Source organism: Paenibacillus sp. MAHUQ-63 (assembly GCF_028765165.1).
GTDB lineage: Bacteria > Bacillota > Bacilli > Paenibacillales > NBRC-103111 > Paenibacillus_E.
Window position 1 is genome coordinate 863,718 of record NZ_JARADB010000001.1, and the last position, 22,284, is coordinate 886,001.

The 22,284-nt window shown below is 38.4% G+C and carries 25 protein-coding genes; 6 read left to right on the forward strand and 19 right to left on the reverse strand.

Annotated features, from left to right (window positions below; translation table 11 throughout):
- Positions 1-45: 45 nt before the first annotated feature.
- The 6 genes from PUT07_RS03815 to PUT07_RS03840 form a co-directional block, all read right to left on the reverse strand.
- Entirely contained in the window at positions 46-1,353 is a 1,308-nt protein-coding gene (locus tag PUT07_RS03815; RefSeq protein WP_274466453.1) for a S1 family peptidase, read from the reverse strand.
- Between the two features lie 424 nt (positions 1,354-1,777).
- Positions 1,778-2,314, reverse strand: coding sequence for a hypothetical protein (locus PUT07_RS03820; RefSeq protein WP_274466454.1), 537 nt, complete (start codon positions 2,312-2,314; stop codon positions 1,778-1,780).
- A gap of 20 nt (positions 2,315-2,334) precedes the next feature.
- Positions 2,335-2,787 (reverse strand): hypothetical protein, encoded by a 453-nt coding sequence (locus tag PUT07_RS03825; protein WP_274466455.1) that lies wholly within the window; start codon positions 2,785-2,787, stop codon positions 2,335-2,337.
- 555 nt (positions 2,788-3,342) lie between these two features.
- Positions 3,343-4,080 carry a hypothetical protein gene (locus PUT07_RS03830; protein WP_274466456.1) on the reverse strand — a complete coding sequence of 246 codons (738 nt, stop codon included), beginning with the start codon at positions 4,078-4,080 and terminating at the stop codon, positions 3,343-3,345.
- On the reverse strand, positions 4,049-4,573 hold the full coding sequence (locus PUT07_RS03835) for an RNA polymerase sigma factor (RefSeq protein ID WP_274466457.1): 525 nt from the start codon (positions 4,571-4,573) through the stop codon (positions 4,049-4,051). The genes PUT07_RS03830 and PUT07_RS03835 overlap by 32 nt, the downstream gene beginning before the upstream one ends.
- Before the next feature lie 507 nt (positions 4,574-5,080).
- The gene (locus PUT07_RS03840) at positions 5,081-5,632 is read right to left on the reverse strand and encodes a hypothetical protein (RefSeq protein ID WP_274466458.1); all 552 of its coding nucleotides are present in this window, start codon (positions 5,630-5,632) and stop codon (positions 5,081-5,083) included.
- 285 nt (positions 5,633-5,917) lie between these two features.
- On the opposite strand from PUT07_RS03840, the gene PUT07_RS03845 reads away from it, so the two are divergent.
- The 4 genes from PUT07_RS03845 (at position 5,918) to PUT07_RS03860 (ending at position 11,072) form a co-directional block, all read left to right on the forward strand.
- Positions 5,918-6,256 (forward strand): PASTA domain-containing protein, encoded by a 339-nt coding sequence (locus PUT07_RS03845; RefSeq protein ID WP_274466459.1) that lies wholly within the window; start codon positions 5,918-5,920, stop codon positions 6,254-6,256.
- 239 nt (positions 6,257-6,495) lie between these two features.
- Entirely contained in the window at positions 6,496-6,999 is a 504-nt protein-coding gene (locus PUT07_RS03850; RefSeq protein ID WP_274466460.1) for a hypothetical protein, read from the forward strand.
- 103 nt (positions 7,000-7,102) lie between these two features.
- Entirely contained in the window at positions 7,103-8,044 is a 942-nt protein-coding gene (locus PUT07_RS03855) for a hypothetical protein (protein ID WP_274466461.1), read from the forward strand.
- Between the two features lie 1,630 nt (positions 8,045-9,674).
- Positions 9,675-11,072, forward strand: coding sequence for a hypothetical protein (locus tag PUT07_RS03860; protein WP_274466463.1), 1,398 nt, complete (start codon positions 9,675-9,677; stop codon positions 11,070-11,072).
- 176 nt (positions 11,073-11,248) lie between these two features.
- On the opposite strand, the gene PUT07_RS03865 is transcribed toward PUT07_RS03860, so the two are convergent.
- The 3 genes from PUT07_RS03865 to PUT07_RS03875 all read right to left on the reverse strand — a co-directional run bounded on the left by PUT07_RS03865 (position 11,249) and on the right by PUT07_RS03875 (position 12,837).
- A complete protein-coding gene (locus tag PUT07_RS03865) occupies positions 11,249-11,638 on the reverse strand; it encodes a hypothetical protein (protein WP_274466464.1) in 390 nt (129 codons plus the stop codon).
- A gap of 71 nt (positions 11,639-11,709) precedes the next feature.
- The gene (locus PUT07_RS03870; protein WP_274466465.1) at positions 11,710-12,057 is read right to left on the reverse strand and encodes a hypothetical protein; all 348 of its coding nucleotides are present in this window, start codon (positions 12,055-12,057) and stop codon (positions 11,710-11,712) included.
- Positions 12,058-12,327: 270 nt separating this feature from the next.
- Positions 12,328-12,837 (reverse strand): hypothetical protein, encoded by a 510-nt coding sequence (locus tag PUT07_RS03875; RefSeq protein ID WP_274466466.1) that lies wholly within the window; start codon positions 12,835-12,837, stop codon positions 12,328-12,330.
- A gap of 200 nt (positions 12,838-13,037) precedes the next feature.
- Here PUT07_RS03875 and PUT07_RS03880 point away from each other — a divergent pair, with 200 nt between their 5' ends.
- Both PUT07_RS03880 and PUT07_RS03885 read left to right on the forward strand, forming a co-directional pair.
- A complete protein-coding gene (locus PUT07_RS03880) occupies positions 13,038-13,181 on the forward strand; it encodes a hypothetical protein (RefSeq protein WP_274466467.1) in 144 nt (47 codons plus the stop codon).
- Positions 13,182-13,275: 94 nt separating this feature from the next.
- Positions 13,276-13,407, forward strand: coding sequence for a hypothetical protein (locus tag PUT07_RS03885; RefSeq protein ID WP_274466468.1), 132 nt, complete (start codon positions 13,276-13,278; stop codon positions 13,405-13,407).
- Positions 13,408-13,611: 204 nt separating this feature from the next.
- Here the strand turns inward: PUT07_RS03885 and PUT07_RS03890 are convergent, their stop codons facing one another.
- From PUT07_RS03890 to PUT07_RS03935, 10 genes are all read right to left on the reverse strand, one after another.
- Positions 13,612-14,610, reverse strand: a complete 999-nt coding sequence (locus PUT07_RS03890; protein ID WP_235118582.1) for an NADP-dependent oxidoreductase — start codon at positions 14,608-14,610, stop codon at positions 13,612-13,614.
- A gap of 111 nt (positions 14,611-14,721) precedes the next feature.
- A complete protein-coding gene (locus PUT07_RS03895; RefSeq protein ID WP_235118583.1) occupies positions 14,722-15,804 on the reverse strand; it encodes an alkene reductase in 1,083 nt (360 codons plus the stop codon).
- 56 nt (positions 15,805-15,860) lie between these two features.
- The gene (locus PUT07_RS03900) at positions 15,861-16,646 is read right to left on the reverse strand and encodes an SDR family NAD(P)-dependent oxidoreductase (protein ID WP_274466470.1); all 786 of its coding nucleotides are present in this window, start codon (positions 16,644-16,646) and stop codon (positions 15,861-15,863) included.
- Positions 16,643-17,344, reverse strand: a complete 702-nt coding sequence (locus PUT07_RS03905; RefSeq protein WP_235118585.1) for an SDR family oxidoreductase — start codon at positions 17,342-17,344, stop codon at positions 16,643-16,645. The genes PUT07_RS03900 and PUT07_RS03905 overlap by 4 nt, the downstream gene beginning before the upstream one ends.
- 199 nt (positions 17,345-17,543) lie before the next feature.
- Positions 17,544-18,122 (reverse strand): TetR/AcrR family transcriptional regulator, encoded by a 579-nt coding sequence (locus PUT07_RS03910; protein WP_235118586.1) that lies wholly within the window; start codon positions 18,120-18,122, stop codon positions 17,544-17,546.
- Between the two features lie 571 nt (positions 18,123-18,693).
- On the reverse strand, positions 18,694-19,965 hold the full coding sequence (locus PUT07_RS03915; protein WP_274466471.1) for an IS110 family transposase: 1,272 nt from the start codon (positions 19,963-19,965) through the stop codon (positions 18,694-18,696).
- 128 nt (positions 19,966-20,093) lie between these two features.
- Positions 20,094-20,675 (reverse strand): GNAT family N-acetyltransferase, encoded by a 582-nt coding sequence (locus PUT07_RS03920; RefSeq protein ID WP_274466472.1) that lies wholly within the window; start codon positions 20,673-20,675, stop codon positions 20,094-20,096.
- A 117-nt stretch (positions 20,676-20,792) separates the two neighbouring features.
- On the reverse strand, positions 20,793-21,098 hold the full coding sequence (locus PUT07_RS03925) for a hypothetical protein (RefSeq protein WP_274466474.1): 306 nt from the start codon (positions 21,096-21,098) through the stop codon (positions 20,793-20,795).
- A 203-nt stretch (positions 21,099-21,301) separates the two neighbouring features.
- Entirely contained in the window at positions 21,302-21,784 is a 483-nt protein-coding gene (locus tag PUT07_RS03930; protein ID WP_274466475.1) for a hypothetical protein, read from the reverse strand.
- Positions 21,785-21,942: 158 nt separating this feature from the next.
- Complete coding sequence (locus PUT07_RS03935; protein WP_274466476.1) at positions 21,943-22,218, reverse strand: hypothetical protein; 276 nt, start codon at positions 22,216-22,218, stop codon at positions 21,943-21,945.
- Positions 22,219-22,284: the final 66 nt, after the last annotated feature.

The window sequence follows — 22,284 nt, forward strand, 5'->3', positions numbered from 1 at the left end:
TGAGGAGCGATGAACCGCTCCTCAATAAAATAGTTCCTTTATTTTTTAATATAATCGGGCTTGAATTGATAGTGCGGATTCTACATTAGTAATCATACTATAGTATTTATTATTAGAATCTGCTCCTTTATGTATTCCATTGAGTGAATAAGCAAAAAATACTGGTGCCCCGCTATCACCGCTCTGAGCAGTATAGTTTGCGGTTCTTAGACCAGAAAACCAAGTGGTCCCCCAAAAACCAGACCAGCTCGTTGATTTTAGTGTACCACAATTTGTACCACCAACGGCTCCAGATATACAAGTAGTCTGACCCACTACCTCAGAAGAATAAGCTTGGGTTGTATTAAACTTAAGGAAATTGTGAGTACCGTAAGCAAATAACTGGTTGGTTAAGTTCGCAGAATCTATCTTCATTACCGCAGCATCAACAGAGCCTGATTCTTGATAACGATCTGCATAAGCTACTAAACCGCCTCCCTGATACCATTGCTGACCTGGATAGCCTGCATAAGTCATACAGTGACCAGCTGTAACTAAATAGTTATACCCTTGTCCCGTAGCGGTGAATCCATTGGTGCATGAATTTCCTTCGGCTGCGGTAATTTTTAAACCAGCTTCTAAAGGTCGATAATTATCAGAGGGAGACGCTTGATTTTGACGATTTTCGTTGTCTTGAATTACGTTAATTATGTCGGCAGGATATAGTTGTTTAAGCTTTGTAAGCGATTCTTCATTTATATGTTTTAGACCTATATCAACTTTACCACTAATCACGTTAGTAACGACGCTAGAAAGAGAGATCCCTAGATTAATCAATTTATTGCGATCTCTTCCAATTTGCTCATTGAGTTGGTCCAATTCTTTCTGTGAATATTTGGTTTCAAACAATTCGATGTCATTAGTTCCATATATTTCGTTTAACTCATTTACAAAAACTGAATCAGGCTTTTTCTTGAATCCAATTTTTACTCTTCCGCCCTCTTTTTGATCTATAAATATTGTAGCAAACTGATTAGAGTTAACACTATTTTCAATATGCTTTATGATTGTTGTTATATTTTCCTTTTGTCTATTAAAACGTATATCTAATTCCTTTTCTTCTACATCTGTTAAATATGCACCGAATCTATTATTCTTACCTTTATTTTTCGCATCTCTTATGACATTATCAATATATTCTTGATTAACATTGAGACCAAATTCTGTTCTGAATTTGATATTATCTTGCATCTCATTACTATTTTGAACTTGTGTAATATTTGGTTCCGAAGCAGTAACGTTATATGGAACAACTAAAATAATACTTAACAAACCTACACTAAGAAAATTTAGTATTTTGCTTTTTTTCCTCATACTACTCTTCTCTCCCTACATTGTTGAGTGTTTAATAAAAGCGGATAATACTACTCTTTGGTGAGTTAGTCTACTTAGAATTGTCTTAACGTGCGGTTTTGGCGGTGGCGACTTGTCATCAGATGCCGGTATGCTTCTATACAAATCATTCGATCACAAGTGCGGTTTAAATGGTTTAAGCCAAGCAGTCAAAGAACAATATTACCATCATACAACTCTAGCTAACTGAATGCCGCATGCAGCTTAAAATCAAAAAATTTATTTGTAATTTAATGCATTTAATTGAAAGTGAATAACTGAGATGCTGTTGCGGTTTATTAAATAATTATTAGCAAAACAACAACCTGTTGGCTGCCAAACAGTGTTAATGCCAGCCTCAGAAGAAGGCTAGCATTATATATGATTTGAATATATTAATATAAAGTCACTGTAATTCTTCTTGGCTTGTTAACGACCAAACTGGATTCTTGCTTACGTTTGGATCATTTTCCAAAGTTCTAGTTTCGGTTTTTATGGATATATCTGCAATATGGAAACCTCCATTGGCACGCTCCCAAATAATCCTAGCCGATTTATGGTCTTTATTTAGCAATATCCCATATTGAGAATCGCCAGCTTTATACTCTTTTTTAGCCAAATCCAACGCCATAAAGAATGACTGTGCTTCAGTGGCTGAAAGATTGTTTGTAAAATGAAAATCAACATCTACACCATATATTAAGTCCCATTCTTCTTTCTTGAACGTCTGGCCTTTACTTTGCTCAATTTTAGCTATTCCCTTCGCCCAAGATTTTTTCAGACGATCTACAACTTCCTTTTTTTGTTGTTGCTCTGCTGGTACTGTTACTACTTTACTAACCCTCTCTGGGTTGACATTTGATTCTGCAAATACAGGTGTAAGTGCAACGATTCCAGTAATAATTGCACCAATACTCATTATCGAAATAAGCTTCTTATTCATTAATATTCCTCCTAAAAAGTCTACCAGTTCGCTAAATGCGAACTTTTGTATGCGCCATAAATATTATTTACAGTAGCATCAGTGAACCATATGTTTTGACTTACATATAAATCGTAATCATTGTTGCTTGGATGGAAACACGCATCTAGTAAGTCATTAACTTCGACCTTACCACTTCCATTCACAGTATTACTGTGTGCGTCTACGTAAAAACCATCTTTCCATAGCTCTACCCCTGCTGTCGCTTGTAAAGGAGACGTAGTGTAGATTTGTTGGTGATTTGTAATTACAGTTGACGCTCCATTCATGTAATAACTAGTTCCGCAAGCTCTTGTGTTTAGAAGCCCCGAATAATAGTGCGCTCCTCGAAGATAACCATCAACTGTGGCCGGATAAGCATATGCAGTACCTAAAATTGAGATTGATAATAGTGCAGTTGTAATAATAGTTATCTTCTTTTTTCTAAGAATCAATTTCCATTCTCCTCCTTAAATAGTATAAATATGATCTTCATACCATTAGACAGTTAAATGATGGAAAAAGTTTCTTGTTATTTCCAAAATGTTACTTTTGGCCTATTATTACTTATTAATTTTAGCTCCTAATACACTACATTTCGTTGTTATAATGAGTAATTATATATAATTTGGCGTAGCCCAAAAAAAAGTGCTACGGCTAACAATAGGTCTTCGCTATAAATAGTAATTCAATGAAAGTGCTTCGGTTTCAAAGTTGCATTTTATGAAGGTAAATTCATGGTTGCTATAGACCTAACAGAGCAATAAATTATAATAATAGATAATAAAGTTGGATGACCTTCGCAAGATCGTAAGTGGGTTCTTCTGTAATTCCATTTACTTATATCTACTTATAAGTATTAGACTGATTTCAGAAACTGAAACAGCGACAACCAAGGAAGAGTAAAATAAGTTCTAGCTGTTTCATTGAACGTTTACTTTTTAGAGATTAATATGATGTGCATAATCCACTCCACTCATTATCCAGATCCTTTCGGTGGGTTAGTAGTTCTATTTAATCATTCCAGATGTAATGATAATAGAGCCGGCAGAAAAATTCTCAGCGTAGAAATAATATTCTCCTGCTTCATCTGCCGTAATAGTGTTTGAAAACTCCATTGCCTTTTTAGTATAGCTAGTGATTAATTCACCGTTTTTAATATATCCGATCTCCATCCATTCTCCTGCAGGATCGGAATACTCGCTAGTTTTCAAGTCAAGCTTATATTGGATGGTCAACTCCTCGCCTTTGTTCAAGTGCCATCCCGATTCACCCTTTTTTGTGAAAATCACAAGATCACCATTGTATTTGAGCAAAAGCTCCGGTATTTCAGAATTTCCATTGTTCTCTGCTATAGCAACATTAGTTACCGAACTGGCATTGACCGTTTGCAGCAGGTCTTTATTAATAATATTGCTATTCGGAATCGGCCTTTTATCAGGTGGGATTTTAGTTCCGGCAGGGACTTCTTGCATGGCAACATAATTTGGTTCTTTGGCAATGTGCCTGTTTTCCTTGTTTAGTAATATCGCACCAAACAACTTGCCTCCAGTAGCAGCATTGACGGTTAATGCGGACAACATCATAGCAACTACAGCTGCAGCGATAACTGCAATCCGCATGGAAACTTTCCGTCTTTTTGGCTTAGGCAATTCATGTAATCTTTCCAGAATGGCCGATGCCACCTTTTCTGAATCAGCGTGAATATAATCTGGTTTAGCTTGACGAATAAGCGTCTCCAAGTTCATCCATATCAACCCCTCTTAATTTACTTTTCAGTTGTTCTCTTCCTCTTCTGAGTCGTGTCTTAACTGCTCCTTCACTGAGTTTTAATGCATCTGCAATTTCCCGAATTGACAACTCTTCAAAGTAATAAAGAACGACAGGCGTGCGGAATTTCTCGTGCAATGACATGATTGCGCTATATACTTCCCTGTCTCTGCTTTGTTGCATGTAGATATCTTCTGTACTCATACTTTTCTGCTCGGGAAGATATTCCGTTGTTAACTCCCAGCGGTTTTTCCGGATTGCGTTATGGCATTGATTTATTACAATCCGAACTAACCAGGGAAACGGGCGAGTTGGGTCTTTAAGTTGATGAATCGAGAGATACGCATTCATAAAAGCTTCTTGAACAAGGTCTTGTGCTCTGCTTTGATCACGAACGTAGGTAAACGCTACATAGGTTAACCGATCATAATATTGTTGGATCCATTGCATAAATAGATCTTTCTGCTTCAATGGCTCTCACCTACTTTCTGCCTTCTTCTATAATAAAGACACTCAGTCAAGGAAAAGGTTTCAAAATTACTCATCATTACGAGTAAATGCCTTATGAAATAAATAAACTAATGTTAGCAGCCTGTTGTATTAAGTTCTATAATTCATTACTAGCAATGGTTGATTGGTTTTCCGTCAAAGTTTTTTTAGTAAAATACTCTTTGGCAATAATACTTTGTTATTGCTCAGAGATTCGGCTAAAAGAACCCATTTTTCCCGGTTACTTTTTTCTTTTTGCATACCGAGTCTCAGTTTCACCTTACGGAAAAAAATGATGTTCCTGTGCATGCATTCTTGTTGTTCTGTTGAACAACAGGATGCACATATGAGCATTGGCGGAAAAATTCGCAGCTTTTAATGAATAATCTTCTTGTCACCCGACGACTGTCGACTGTCACACATACCTAATGAACCGCTTAAAACAAAGAGTCTACCAAGTTTGGTAGACTCTTTCATAAACCAAGAATATTAAAACACTATTGAACCACTCACTATTACATTAGATGCCGATCCATTTTTAATAAAGAACCTAATATGCGTAGCAGATGCTAATCCACTATAACTATAACCACCGGTTCCCGGGTTTGCATTACCAGAATTCAACCAAACATCTGCTCCTGTATCAGTATTAATATGCCCCCATTCCATCCAAGTTGCTGAAGATTGATTTGTAGTGAAAGACATACCAACAACTTGATTAGTAGTTACAGTCCATGGGTTACCATTGGATTGTGAATAAAGTAATCTTACTCCCTGCGGAATTGTGTGGCTTGAAATTGGCGTAACACTTTGAATTGAAAATTCATTATTGTTTCCGGATGCAGAAACAGTCGGAGGTAATATGTAATAAAATATTTTAGTACCATCTTTATCTTTGTAACCTGAATCAGCGATTATTGCTTCGTTAGGGTTATTGTGGGCTTTAACAATACTTTTTACAGATTGAGAAATAATTGCTTCTGTTAATACAGGCTCAACACTATCAGCACTCACAAGATTCGGTAGAAAAGCAAAGGACATTGCTAGTACAAGTGGTATTAATCTTTTGGATGTTTTCTTAAAAATGATAATCAGTCCTCCAATAATTTAGTTTTAATAGGAATAAAGATAACTACTTGAAATTACTTCAAACAATAGATAGTTATTTTCTCCATCACATCCATTATATGACATGTAAATATATTCCTATCATATCACCAACCTCAAAATATTTTCAAGTTATTTACAATAAAATAAAACATTTGGATTTTAATTGCCAATTGTTTTATAATAAGGATTAAATTTTCAAAAGTAGGTGGATATCTATTGAAAGATAATTTTTTAAAAATAAAAAAGCTAAACTTAGTATTGATGATTCTTGGTCTATTATTGGTAATAGCGTTAGCCTTATTTTTAACTATAAGAGAAGAAGGTAAGACCTACCCATTGGTTAACAATTCGGTAGAAATGCCTAATTTAGTAGGTCAAACTATTGATAATGCGATTAAAATTGCAGACTCTAAGGGTCTAAAATTAAATGTTTCTAAGGCCAAGGCCACTAGTAATCAGGTGGAGAAAGGCATTGTAATTAGCCAAATTCCAGCTATTGGAGAGTTAATTGAAATTAATTCCTTTGCAAATGTATATGTAAATGAGGGAGATTAAATCTCGAGGTTTGGGAAACTCAGATGGTTCACTGCGCCTGACGAGGAAATAACTTCAATCTAATTCTAGTAAATAAAGTTCAACATGATACAAATAAAATGATTCAATAGAACTATTTTTCTATAATAAAATAGATGGTACCCTTAGATTGTTACCTCTTCCATATTAAGGAAAGTAATACGAACTACTGCGCAGAGTTCACGCTAAAACCAAAATATTAATACATGGAGGAATATTGCATGAAAAAGGCTACTAAAGTATTAGTGCTATCTCTTGCTTTAATGAGCTCTTTAGTTAATTCTGCATTTGCCACAGAAACATTAAAACCTTTTGGGACAGCTGCTGCACAGAAAAGTGGTATTAGTACATTTATTGATGTACCAAGTGGATGCTCTCTTCAATATTCCTATTTCGGTGACCTTTGGTATGGCGGCAGTGGAGGAAGTTTCAGTACAAGTTATACCGCCAAAAGCATTGCATATTGTTCAGAAGGTGGTTACACTAGTCGCCAACGTATTGATGTAATTGAAGCAAAAGCAAGACTTTACTCTTCAACAGGGGGATTAGCTACCTCTAAAGAAGACAAAGAGATTAATACTAGCTATGCTGCAATTAAAACAGATGATTTATCAGGAAAGTATACGGATGGATATGGAAATCATGTCTTTAAAAACGCAGGCTACTTAGATTATGTTCCCGAATCACACGATACTAATCTTTCGCAACAGACTGCTCCTTACTAATTATAATTTATGCATTTTACCAAGGACAGGACTCCCTGTCCTTGCTTATTTTAGTTTTTGTGATTGTCGCCCATTAGATTATAAAAAATATTTGGAGAGATCAATGAACATTAGGATAAGAACTAGTTTAGTAATACTCATATTTATACTAGCACTATCAAGTATAATCACATCTTGCTCAACTAATGATAAAATTGTTATTGGTAGGGATATAGAAAATTACCCCTATATCCCTAGAGGAAATGGGTTTTCATTTGGATTTGTTAGCGATGACTTAAACAGAACAGTTGAAGAAAGAATATTTAATATTAAGCATAACGAAGACCTTGAATTGAATATAATGATTGCAAATGGTAAAGAGCTTGCAATGGACTTAATGGTGTTGCCAATAATTGATTTTGCCCCTAGAGAAGTAATTATTAATAATAAAAAACAAGACAGAATCATGTTTAATTTAGAGGCCCAAAAAGCATCGATTGTACCAGTTAAACTAAGTAACTTGGAAAAAGGAAGACATGATATTATATTCTTAATAATAAAAGATCCAAATAATCACGATATTAATGAAGAATACAGAAAGAGTACTGAACTTAATCATGTTGTAGGTCTTAGGTTAAGTGTCATAGTGGATGAAGAAAAAATTCCTGAGCATCAAATTGTTGAGGGTACTACATTGGAAAATAAAGTCCTACAAGGGATCTTCTTATCTAAAAAAGATGAGCTAACGAGGTGGTTGATAGAAGACTTGGAAGGAACTAATAATATTCAATATAAAATACAAGTGGGAAATACCAGTGAAAGCGAATTGCCTTATGCTATAATTGCTTTGAAGGATTGGGTGCCGATAAAGTTTGATGGTAAATATGCCATTTTTGGTTCTGTGTCTCCCAATAAAAGGAATATTTATACTGAAAATCTTGACGTTCAAAATGTAACAAAAGTAAGTAATTTTACTACAATACTTATACCAAAGCCATTTCAGTTGTATAATCGACTTAATAGCATGGATATTGAACCGAGCTTACGTTTAGCATTAGTTAAATGAAAGGAATGATTAGAATAACACAAACTGATTTGATAATTGTTCGTTTACTAATCTTATTAACACTCGGATTAGGTACTCTATTAATACTATTATTTCCAATCTTTAAAAATAAAATCGGTAAAATATTTGGATTAATAAGTCTAACCGTGGGAGGGCTTATCCTTATAATTCTTGTGTTCAGCACCATTACTAGTCCTCTATTCAAAGATATATTCTTTATTTCTAATTTCGTGACACACTGAGATTTTTGATGAGGGTAATTATTACGCAATTCAACTGCAGAAATGTTAAGTCGTAAGGAGGCTTTCGCCTCCAATGATGAAAATTCAGTTCTCTACTCTACGAGATAAGGTTCTTGTCAAAACCAAATGACAAGAGCCTTATCTCGTTCGATTGAACAAGCATAAAAATTAAAGTCCTAGAGAGTCCCCTAAGATATCAGGTACCGTGGGATCAACATCGTGGATCTGATTATTAAAACGAAGTACAACAAGATAATTATCCCTATAAAGCGTGCCAACGACAAGAAAATCCCTACAAAGCTTGCAATATGACTCATTCGAGACTATATCATGGACCCTTGACTACCCACTGAATTTTTGAACGGATACGGCCGTTCAACACGCCTCTTTGTTGGGGCCTTTCTTATTTCCCGCCACTTTTTGAGGAATGTGTATGCAATTTCAAATAACGTTAATTTCGACTCCTTGGCCATATGTCAGCACTTATTATAGGTATTTTCCTGTCGTGCATATTGAAATTGCACTCATTAGAGGTATCTTCGTTTCGCGAAATTCTTAAATTTGGAGATTGTAGGGACTTTCTTGCCGCTAATGAGGGCATTTTCTTGTCGTTGGAATGCAGCGAACTTTATCTACACACCACCTGAAACCTATTTCTCTATCTATATTAACCTTATATATTGAGGCGCCATAAAAAGAAAAAGAGACCCTTATTTCTGGTTGAGGGCCTCTTCTTTTTAGAGCTTTTTAGAGCTGGTTGTCTTGTCGAAACAGCGCTGGTGGACAGAAAATTATTCTGATCCAACAACTGGAGGCAATCCCGGGTATCCGTATCCTAGAATTGATACTGAGCATGGGAGCCCTGACCATAAATCAGTACGAAGGAGCCTCCTTATATCCCTTCCTGCCTTGTCAAAATAGAAGAGTTAGTTAACTAAATGCCTTCCGCGTCCCACATGAATATATTATTACCATATAATGTAGCTCTACTGCCCATTAGCATGGAAAAGGCAGCCGCTTGATTGGCTGCCTTCCTGGTGTTTTTTAAGCTATAGTTCCCGCTAAATCATACCTCTAGTATCTTATAATTTTTTAAGTAATTTCTTTAAGTAATTCAATTAAGCCATTAGGATATAGAATTCTTTGACCGAGTTCAAAATCAGCAACTGGTATCCATATCGCATAGGCGATTTTTTCACCTTCATTGACCTCAAATCGTTCTTGCTTATATAAATTTGGATCATTTAATTCTATTAGGTAAATTTGAGTTATTTTATGCCCAATATCCTCATCGATCTTATATATGTTTTCTATACATTTGACATGACTTTTTATTATTATACTTATTATACGTCTAAAGTATACATGGATTTAAAGGAGGAAACATAATGCGAAAAATGATCAAAGTTGTCACCCTTGCTATAGCTGGAAGCTTAACATTGATATCTTCAACAACTACAGCTGCCACAAGTTCCTTTCCGGTTACAAAAGCCCCATTTCCTGTTCAATTTAATGGAGTTACCATTAACAACCAAACAGCGCAATACCCTCTTTTGCTTCATAAAAACATCACATATGTACCAATGACGTGGGACTATTGCCAATCGCTCGCACTACAAGTTAACTGGAGCCAAGAAACCGGCCTGGAGATTAGCAAATTACCACCAAAAGGGATTGAAGTTAAACCAGAGACTACTTCACGTGATCAATATTTAGAAAAAGCATCTATACCCACTTTCCCTATTAAAGTAAACGGTAAATCCATAGACAACGCTAATGAAACTTACCCAATATTGGTGTATAAAGACATAACATACTTCCCTTTGACCTGGAGATTTGTTCATGACGAATTTGGGTGGGTAACAAATTGGAACAGTACAGAAGGACTTCGAATTGAAACTGATCAAGAACAAATACTGAACAATATATTGTATGAAGATGACTCCTATCTCTACCTGGATACATCAGCTTCTTCACTCATAAAAGTTGCAAAGAACTTGCAAAGTGACCCCATTCCATTAAATATTAGTGAGGCTGAATCGATTAAAATTGCATCTCTCAAATCCAGTGGAGCTACCATTATTTCTTTACTTGATGAAAAGAACGAAAAATTCGAGCGAGTGGGCAATACGATCCGTTACGGAGGTACAGACATTATGGACCTTTCTGCTGTAAAGTCTGTAAGTCATGATCCTATAGGTTTTAAGACTAAAATTGCCGACGATATGGATCTTGTGGTGGTGGGAGCCCAAAGAGATGATGCCGATTCAGAAAAATGGTGGACCATACTCCCGGTATATTACACCTATGTGGTAAAAGACCATGCGGCCAAACTCGTGCCTGGGTTAACACAACAGCCAACACGTTACATTAAAACATCCGATGGTTCAGTTTGGCTTGTTAGTGATGCGGATATAAATGTGTCTAAACCCACTAATGCTCGATCGCAAATCGGACTCATTAAATCGAATGCGGAAATTCACGGTTTCAATGCGGAATTCAATAGTCTCGACGTTGAAATTGTCTCAATTAAAGAAAGTAAAATCATCGTAAAATCATTTAACAACCGGTTTGGAACTAATATAACGAAAGAAACTGATGGATTTTATTCTATAGACACGAATTTCTCAGTCCAAAAACTAACGGATCTCTCATCTTATTCTGCCTTCATTGATGCGAAGGGAAACACTTTTCTCGTTAATAAGGGCAATAGCATAAAATTAGTGAATTCCACCCAAACTTGGCATCGTTTCGACTATACATTAAAAAAGCTGTTTAATTTATAGTAACAATGAGTCAACTAAAAAAGAGATAATTTAGTTAATTTCAAGTTTAGCCGCCTCCCCTAAGCTTTTATTTCATTTTTACCACATATTGAAACTAAACTACCCATTAGGTGAGCGAAAGGGTGCCGATCGTGCCGGCAGCCTCCCTTTGCTGTGTTTTGAACAAACGTTCGCCGTTAGTTCAATCCATAATAATTCCTATAAAACTCCAAAACTTTATCCCTTCCATTCGTCTCGAGGTTCGCGAGATAATCTAATTCTTTGTCCGCTTCAGCAGTTTTTAATGTTTTTAAATATGAAATGGTTTCTTCAAGTCCCGCGCCTATAAGCAGTTCTCCGTCAATATAACAACCTGTATCGAAATCAATATTTTTTGCCATCCATATCTGCAATGTATCCTCAGCAATTCCATAGGTATATAAAAGGATACAAAGTGTTTTCAAGTATTCATTATCCTTGCGCTTCTCATTTGAAGACTCTCTACCCAGTAACTCTTTAAGAATATCCCTGTGTTCTTTTGTTGGTTCTAGACCATACTTTTCAAGTAGTGACTCAGTTCTGTCCATATAATCATCACCGTTTCAAAAATATTATTAATAAAGCTAAAGTTACTCGATAGTTTAACGACCTCTAAACTTTAATCAGATTCATATAGAAAATTCGCATAATATCCATGACCATCCAATATTCCAAATTCAACTTTATCTGGAAACACATCTACTTCTCTATCTTTGAAAGCCTCAATACACATTTCAGCCCATTTCAACAATTCGTCAGGAAGACGATATAAAACAAGTTCACCATCTGTATTAGCGATAATTATCGGTTTGCCTGAAACAATTCCAGCTGAGTAAACTTCGTAAATAGCACCAACTTCCTCTACATCATATATTTTAGGAATGGTTATAAGAGGCAAAGCATTTGCACTTTCGGCAATCAAAATACCGAAATTATTGATTATGAAGTCTTCATGTTCGGAAAACATTTGCCATCACCTTTTTTTAAACTATAGTGTATCGTTTGCACAACGGACTGAAATGCGACAGCCCTCTAATCTTTGAATTAGTGTTTATTGTTATGCCCCGAGAATCCGTTGGATTGAATCTTATCATACAAGAAAATTAATTCGATAAGTAAAAGAGCAACCCAAATACCAGCATGCCTTCTCAACATATTAATCCTCCTCAAGATTAAGTAACGGAGTTGTAGGGGTTAGCTTAAAAATACTCCCACAATACACACTTTTCGTTTTTATTTATTCTGACCATAATAAATCTGTCATTCCAGACTCTTTTTGAGCTAATATTCTACCGTTATTGGCATCACCGATGTCTTCTATTATCAATGTGTAAGGTAGCAGTAATTTCTTCCAATCATGTTCATTGGTTAATGCCGCAGAATTACTTAAATAAGATTCAACTACTTGTTTTAGACGATAGTCTGTTATTTTTGTGTTATCAACACCTATACCCACTTTTATTAAGTTCTTATTTTGATCACTTGCTATACCAATGCGAATGATACCTGGTTCACTGTTTAATTCTGTAGTATTTTTTGCAAATAGATTGATTATTAAAGGAAATTTAATGGTGTCGTTATTGTTATGATGAGATATGGAGACAAGAACGATTGTGAAAACCACTGCCTGTATTAGGGCAATAATTAATTCCTTTTTCCAATAAGTCTTCGCCCATGGACTGAACAAACGCAGCACAAGGAAACTGCCAATAAAAAAGCATATTATATTTAAGATAATTCCTTGCATTGATTGCCCACCTTTACTAATGATTATTAGCACCACTATACAAATAATCATTTTTCCCATTTATAACCTAATTATTATACTTTTCCATACACTGGAAGTTGCGTTAAACTGCCCGTTACTTTAATGGAAGCATCCCAACCACTAATCGAATAATTTTCTTGATATTGGAAAATCTAATTTCGATGAAAGGAGGTACATGGATGGTTGAGTACACTAATATTCAAGACAACTCTGAAGAAATAATGAGGTGTATTGTTAACTGCGATACCGAGCAAAATGAGAAACAAGATAATAACCTTTTGAACAGTATTCCGAGCGAAGAAGAATATATTGATGAACCGTAACTAGCTAAGCTTCAATGACGGACTTTTCACCTACAATTAGAAATCAACTAACTGGACAATTACCTAATTAATTAGCAAAGGATTGATACTCCCAATGGATATAAAGAAAAACGACTCTGATTACAAACCTGATATAACTAACTACGATTATGTTTGGGGTAGCGATCAGGATGAGTATATTAAAGATGCTGCCAAATCAGAGTCAAAAGAAGAAGAGGACAAGTAAATCCCTCTGGAATTGAAAAAAAGCCCGAGAGTCAATCTCGCAGGCCTTAAATGAAACAAGGGACAGTTGCCGGCCGCGGCAATCTGTCCTTTGTTTTGCACTCTCGTTCTCCGTTAGCGTAATCAGCCAAATGCCACGAAGCGTGAATGCAGTGTTATGCAAAGGCCCCCTTCGAGCTATTTCCAAAATTTATATGTCCGCTCCTTAAAAGGTTACAATCACTTTTCCTTCGGAGTGACCAGTAGAAACTTTAATTAAAGCCTTGTTAATGTCATCAAAATTATAAACTGAATCTATAGCCGGCTTAATATCTTCATCTTCAACTAACTTCGTTAGTTCTTGTAATTGCCTGCCATTGGCGGACACGAATAAGAAGCGATACTCTTTATTCTGTTTAGCTGCTAATCGATCTAAACGAGCACCTACTAAACCAAATAATAGCTTTTTCCATATTGGAAAGTTATTTTCAACAGCAAAGCGGTAATTGGGTAAAGCCTTCAATGAAACCAATTTCCCATGTGGTTTGAGAATAGCAAGTTCCGTTTTAATTTCTTTTATCCCTAAAGTATCGATAACATAATCGATATTAGATAGCAAATCATAATAATTTTCCTCTTTATAGTTAATGAATTGATCAGCGCCGATGGACAGAGTACGTGATCTACCTCTTTCACTGCCGCTCGTAATCACATATAACCCCATCGATTTGGCAATCGGGATTGCCATCGTACCAAAACCGCCGGTTCCTCCAGGAATAAATAGCTTTTTATCGGGCTGAACATGAAGTACATCATGCAAGGCTTGATATGCAGTCAAAGCCGTGAGGGGTACCGCGGCGGCCTCAATAAAAGAAAGGTTTTTAGGCATAATGGAAATCGCCCCCTCATGGACTGCCGCGTACTCAGCAAAAGCTCCAATTTTATTCATTGGCAGCCTCGTATAAACGAGATCTCCAACCTTGAATTTCACAACATCTTTTCCAACAGCCTCAATAACGCCGGATAGTTCGTTTCCTAAAGTTAAAGGGAAGTCATAATCGGCAATCATGCGAATACTCCCATTTAAGATAAGAATGTCTAAGGGATTTACACCCGCCGCTTTTACTTTGATAAGAACCTCATGGTTATTGATTTCCGGTATTTTTATATTGTTTATTTCTAATTGGATTTGTTTCGAATATTTTTTCATTTGTGCAGCTTTCAATTATTCATCTTCTCCTTTTCTCATTTATCTTATTTCCACATTCGTATTTTGGAAAAATTGATGGCGTACTTTAACTTGTACGCCATCATATAGCAATATCCATGTTGTTCTTTACTGTTGTTGAGATTGAAGTTCTTTCATCGTAGGATAATCTGTGTAACCCTCACTTCCGTTGCCAGAGTACAATGTATTACGATCTGCTTCATTCAAAGGAAAGCCTTCTTTAAGACGTTCAACTAAGTCTGGATTAGCTAATGACCATACCCCGACTGGCGCCATATCAGCAAGGCCATTATCAATATCTACACTAAGATCATCTAGAGACCGTCCAGCTCTATTGACTAATAAAGGATTTGGCCAGATGTTGCGAATTTCACGGAGCAGTGTTTCGTTCCCTAAATGCATAACATGGAGGTAAGCTAAATTATATTGAGCTAATTCTTTTACAAGGTGAAGATATACTTCAGGGCCGTGTTCGCCCTCATCAATTCCGTTAAGAGGTGTTCCCGGCGAAATACGGAAACCTGTTCGTTCTGCTCCAATTTCTTCAACGATTGCTTTTGTTACTTCAATTGCAAAGCGAGCACGGTTCTCTATCGATCCACCGTATTTATCCGCCCGTGTATTAGAATTCTCCCCGAAAAATTGATTAATCAGATAACCATTGGCTCCGTGAATTTCAACGCCGTCAGCACCTGCTTTAATTGCTGCCGCTGCTGCTTTCCGGAAGTCTGCAATTGTCGTCTGGATATCCTCTTCACTTAATTCTCTTGGAACGGGTATTTCCTGCATCCCTTTTGCCGTAAACATTTCTTCACCGGGTTTGATCGCAGATGGTGCAACGGGTTGACGATGATGTGGTGTATTGTCGGGGTGCGAAACACGACCGACATGCATTAATTGGATAAAAATAAATCCACCTGCATCATGTACCGAGTCCGTAACCTTTTTCCAACCTTCAATATGTTTTTCCGTATAGATGCCCGGTGACCTTAAGTAACCTTGTCCATCATCAGAAGGTTGTGTGCCTTCACTAATAATTAAACCCATCGATGCTCTTTGTGCATAATAATGTGAAGTTAACTCTCCCGGCGTACCATCCTCGTGCGCTCTACTACGTGTCATTGGTGCCATCGCTAACCGATGGGGTAATTCCAGATTGCCAATTTTCGTTTTGCTCCACAGTATTTCCATTCTTAATAACCCCTTTTTGAGTTTGGTCTATTTTATTAACTCCAATGTTTTTTCAATTATCGCTCCACTTTAGCCTGTGCGGATCTGACCGCATTTGTCATGAGCTTACGAGGCAGCAACTGCGGCAAGAACGCCATGAACTTGTTGCGCCCCCCTGTTATGATTAAAGTCTTGCCCCGCAAGAATTCGCGATATCCTATGTCAGCCACCTGTCCAACCTCCATGACGCCGTTTCTAAACAACTTTGAGGTGGTCAGCCCAGCACGATCGACGAAACCTGTGGCAGTTGGCCCCGGACAGAGTGCGGACACAGTCACGCCCGTGCCACGCAACTCATTCTCCAAAGCCTCAGTGAACGATAGTACGTATGCCTTTGTCGCGTAGTAAACCGCCATAAGTGGTCCTGGAAAAAAAGCAACCAATGAAGCCACATTCAGCACGCCCCCTTGGTGCCTTTTGACCATATCCGGTAAGAACACCTTCGTCATTACAGTCAGAGCCTTGATATTGATGTCGATCATATTCATCTCTTGCTCTAGCTGTGTCTCTAAGAATTCACCGTACAAGCCGAAGCCCGCATTATTAACAAGAAAGTCGACGGTAATCCCTTTTTCTTTAAGCTCCCTGTAGATTTCCTCTGCCACCCCAGGTAACGCAACATTTTTGGCGATGTATGTCGTTTGGACATGGTACTTTTCCCGATATTCCCTCGCGAGTTCCACGAGCTTGTCCTCGCTGCGTGCGACTAATACCAAGTCATATCCGTCTTTGGCGAAACGATCCGCCAGCTCTTTTCCAATTCCGCCCGACGCTCCGGTAATTAGCACAGTTTTGTTCATCATTTAAGCTGTGGGTAAATAGCAGCTACACCGCCAGCGAGAGCACGCTGGAGTTGACGGCTCGGTTCATCAGCAAGAATTTCAAAGCTATCGGACTCTATTCCATCAATTGCAATTTTTGCAATATCAGCAGGGTTGGACTTCGGAGCTTCAACCCCTGATGTCATGTCTGTATCCATAAAGCCCACATGCAAGCCAGCTACTCTTACATTTTGAGGATACAGATTTAAGCGCAACTCGTTCGTCATTGCCCAAGCTGCTGCCTTTGCAGCTGAATAAGCGCCTTCACTTCCCCCAATACTGAACCATGATAATGCGGAAAGAATATTCAGTATGGATCCTCCCCCATTATTAATAAGAATAGGTGCGAAATTGCGAATCATGGATAATGTGCCAAAGAAATGCGTATTAATTTCCAACTGTATTTGATCGAGATCACCGTCAAGCAAAGTAGCGCCTGTAGCCGAGCCTGCATTGTTGATCAGAAGCGTAACATCTTTAGCGGCCATAGCAGCTGCAGCTACCTCTTGAGGGTTGGTAATATCAAGCTTTACAGGAATTGCACCGGGAATGTCAATGGACTTCGGATTTCTGGCTCCGGCATACACCTTAGCTCCTCTGGATAGAAGTTCAAGGGCGAGATGGCGACCAAAACCTCGATTCGCGCCAGTGACAAATGCAACTTGTTGTGAAATATTCATGTTCATGTGCTCCTTTTATTGTATTTTGTTTATGAAATTGTTTTTAAAGCTATTCGCTCTGCGTTTTGATCTGTAGTATACGGTAAGCGAGTTATTGCTCGATTTGGGAATGATCATTCTAAAAAAGGTATAAAATAAATAGATCTGAAAGAGCATGAATTAGCATAAGGGTGACTTTTTGCATCTGAACTGACTACACTCATTCTTCCAAAAGTTTCATCGAAATATGACTAATGCGGTGAAGCTTTTCTTTGGAAGCCGAGGTTCTTGCCATTACCCTTAACCCTATCCATACATTATGCAGGTATTCCGCCAATTCCTCAGCATTGTAAGTGGAGGTGAATTCACCTTCACGCTGTCCCCAAAGAATAATCTCCTTGAGCACTTGCTCTGCTGTCGTGAATGATTTCGTGGACTTGTTGTCGACCTCGGCGTCGCGCGCCGCCAATTCTACGGCCGAATTCACCATTAAGCACCCGGCTGGCGAGTCCTCATCCCCGTCGATCATAAAACTAAAAATAAACTGTAATGCCTCCGATGCAGTCTTGGAACGTTTAACCCCTCCAGCAAGCGCGGCGCTGATTTTGTCGTCAAACCGGTCCATCGCTTTTAGGAACAGATTGTGCTTATCGCCAAAAGTATCATACAAGCTTCTTCGATGAATGCCCATATGCTCAACCAACTCGGTCATGGACGTTTTCTCGTACCCCTGCTCCCAAAAGAGCCTCATCGCCTTATCCAAGACCTCTTTCTCTTCAAACTCCTTGCTTCTCGCCATTCCCATCTCCCTCCCTCAAGTAATATAACATATTGAGAACGATCAGTAAAGAAATCGTCATATGGCATTATATTCCTACTGAGTCAGTTGTTCTATACTTCCACATATTGGAACTATCCTGCCCATTAGTTCAATGAAAAAGGGAGGATCTGCCGGCCGCGGCGATCTGCTCCCAGAATGTTCAACTCCCTCGGTACGATTCATTTTTCTCACGGATGCTCGCTTATTCGCAGGATATCACCCTTGTTTAAAAGACAGAATGTTTGGATGAGTATCACCGTAATAGACCCTGGCAACATGAAGGCGCACTGAAACAAAGGGTGAGGTTATCATCCCATATATTTCCACATACTGCACGCTTTCTCCACGCCGCCCCTGGAGGTTTTCACTCCCATGTCTCAACGGGTCATTGCCCTCTCATTCCTTCGTTACGCCTTTCCAAGGGGTGGAGGCCGGTCTTGCTAACGTTACGGGTCGGTGCCCTTTGGTTGAATACATCCGGTACCCCGTGCTTTCTTTTGATATCCCGCGAATAAGCCAAAATTCGTACGACGAAACGGTAAGATATTACTTAAGCTGCTAGCTGAAGTGGCATCGTTTTATGAGGATTGTAGACTTCGTTGCTGCGAGCCATTCCAACGAGTATTCGAGCTAATTTACCGCACAGTTTCATAAGAGACCTCATTTTCTTCATCTTTTTCACCTGTACATTGTATGCATGCATAGCTTTGAATTCCGGATTGTTCCCTACCAAGCTCATTGTCATCATAAAGATGAAACGGCGGAGGCGAGATCGTCCGCGTTTACTAATTTTCATCTGTCCAGTCCATTTGCCTGAGCTTGCTTCTGCAAGGTTAAGACCAGCATGCCGAAGCAATGCATTGCCGTGTACAAAGCCACTTAAGTCCCCTGCTTCACCAAGAATACCAGCAAGTGAAATGGCGTTAATCCCTTTTACAGCAAGCATTGATTTAGCAAAAGGAATGCGGTCTAAAACAGCAATAATCTCTGTCTCTACTATTTTCAGCTGTTGGCAAGCAAGGTCGTATTCAGCGAGAAGCTGCTTTAAATGAAGCTTGTACGCATAAGTAGCTTGTTTAGAACCAACAGAATGACTAGCAAATGCAATAAGCGCTCGAGCCTTTCTTTCACCAGGCTGACGCTTCATTATGGACTTCCACCCGCTTACTACGTCTTGAGGCTCTAATTCCTTCAGTTCTTCAGGTGTCGAGAACAGTCGTAATGTGGCCAATGAGCCTTTGCACATAAGGTTTTTAAAGACTTGTCTCAACTCGGGGAACACAACGTCAACCCAACGATGGATTTGATTCTTCGCACTAACAAGTCTCGTTACGACAGAGTCTCGGTTTGAGAGAAAAACTCGAAGTTCTTCAAAGGCTTCGGGTGTGTTGCGAGTGAACGAGTAGTAGCCGTTCTTAACCATATCCGCAATGACGAGAGCATCCTTTTTGTCGCTCTTAGATGGCGTATTGTCGCGGTTTTCTTTATTCTTTTTCACTAGATGAGGATTAACGAGAACAACTTCATATTGACGCTCGGAGAGCCATTTAGAGACGTTAAGCCAGTAATGACCGGTAGGTTCCATGCCAACAATAGCCGAGCTCAGGCTATGGGCTGCTTGCAGCGAATGAATCCACCGAAGAAGATTTTGAAATCCCTCTTCATCATTCGAGAAGGATAGTGGATTACCGACTACGATTCCACGAAAATTAACTGCTCGTGCGACATGTGCTTGTTGAGCGATGTCGATCCCGACAACTAGATGCTGGGCGGTAATTTTTTCAATGAGTTGATTTTGTTTGTTCTGCGCTTTAAACTTCATAGTAGAGCGTCCTCCTGGATGATGGGATTTTAAGGGCTATGACCCGTTGCGTATTCCCATCGTACCGAGGCGCTCGTTTTTTTGCAAAGCTGATAATTAACGCTCTACAGGAATGCTAACGTATCCCGTTAGTGTAACGAATCATGTAATAATCGGAACTCATCTTCTAGAATAGCCATCGTGATCATATCATGAAATTTCCCATCTATATAAAGGGAATCTCGTTGTACCCCTTCTCGTTTGAATCCGATCTTCTCATACACATGAATGGCACGTGGGTTAAAAGTATACACGCCCAAATGAATTCGATGTAGCTTTAATACGTTAAAGCCGTACCGGAGCATATGGATCATCGCTTCCGTACCGTAGCCTTTACCGCGATGCTGAGTCCCTTGAATTCCGATGCGGATATTTGCACTTAGGTTGATAGAATCGATTTCATTTAACACGACCTCACCCAGTAGCTCGTTAATTCCTTTTAATACGATCATAAAATCAACTCGATCATTGTTTTGAACACTTATTTTCCTAATCCAAGTAGCAATTTCATCACGGGTGAATTCCCTTTGCGATCCAGTCAATCGGTTGATTTCAGTATCTTGTATAAAAGTGAAGTATCCCTCTAGATCAGACTCCCGTGCAAATCTCAATAAAATATCGCTACCCTCGATTTGAATCTCAGTCAGTTGCCCTTCCCCTTTGCATGTCATGATGCTGTTCCTCCATTAAAATCATTAATATAATTACATATTTTTACTATACCATATCCTTTATCCTCCCGTTAGAAGCATGCTCCTCAACTATAGTTCTCCGTTAGCGCAACGTAGTTACTGTAAGCAATGTCTTACGTTATCCATTATTGTATCAAGCGCTATTAAGATTTCTTCTTGCTGTTTCTCGGAATATAGATTCAAGGTTGCATTCATAACTGGATCTATATGAATAAAGTAATCAACTGCCTCTTTCGATATCTTATCATCATTTCCCCACTCGATGGCTAACTGACTTAATACTGCACAAACCTCATCAACTTTACTTTTAACTAAACCGTCACCCATCCTTAATTTAATTAGCAACCCGTCATCTTGATGTAAAAGCAGTTCTCCAAGATATTTTACTAAGTCTTTTTCCATAGTATCCTCCATAAAACAAACCTTCGTTCGAATGCGTAACAACGCCAGATATTCACTGCAAGCTCAGACAATTATTCGAGAAATATGATTAATTCCCTCTTTATTTCCAAGCGAATTACCAAGTTATTCCGCCCGTAAGCGTTGAAAAAGACAGCCGATCGTAACAGGCTGCCGCGGTGTTTTTATTAAGCTATAGTTTCCCGTTAGTTGAACGAATCTGGTGCCCATGTAGAGATTCCATCTCCAGGTGTAGCTACTATAAGCCATTCATGATGTGTGTATCCAGTTCCATCTCCTACTTGCCAACATTCATATTTATCATGGTGCCCATTTACAAAGAGCGTTTTGCCAGATTCAAATTCAATGTGTAGATGTGGCGATTGAGTGCCTAACGTAACGGCAATTACCTTCTCCCTACGTAACTCAAATATTAATTGATACTCTTCTTCTTCTGATAGTTCAACCATTTCAGCTTCGGATACTGGGAATAATTGTGTCCCTTTAGGGAAGACAGCCCATCTTGATTCAATGTTTAACCATAATTGATCTGGTGAATGATTTACGTATTGTTCAAAACGTATTAAAAATGCACCTGGACCTAAACCAAATTTAACACCATCTAATTGGCAACCAACAAATATATGATTTAAAGCCCGCATTGCGAATTGTCTATGTTCAATATCCAAACAACCACACCTTTCATCACTAACTTATCTACTCCATACTACCTCAATTTGGTTCCTGCTGCTCAGTTAAACTGCCCGTTAGCACGGAAACAGTAGCCGATCGTAATGGTCGGCTGCCGCGGTGTCTTTCAACTAACGTTCCCCGTTAGGTTAATGTACTACGCATAATACCCGCCTTTTGTAAGGTACTCCTGGTGTTCAAGATAATGTTTATATATCTTTCCAAATACTCTGTTGGCCATAGCTTGTGATTGATTACCATTTGTTAATTTGACTACTTCATTCATTGGAGTTTCCTTAGAAGTTTCACCGGTAATCAATTTTGGCAAATTTATTTCAAAAATACCGTCCAATTCCGCTAAGCATTTGCCGAATCGATACTCAGCGTTGTCTCCTCTGATAGTAATTAGCTCAAAGTTCAGACAAATAGCCATATCACAAACCTCCCTTTTGTTTACCTGCAATTTATATTAACACAAATTGGAAGTATCCTCCCTCTA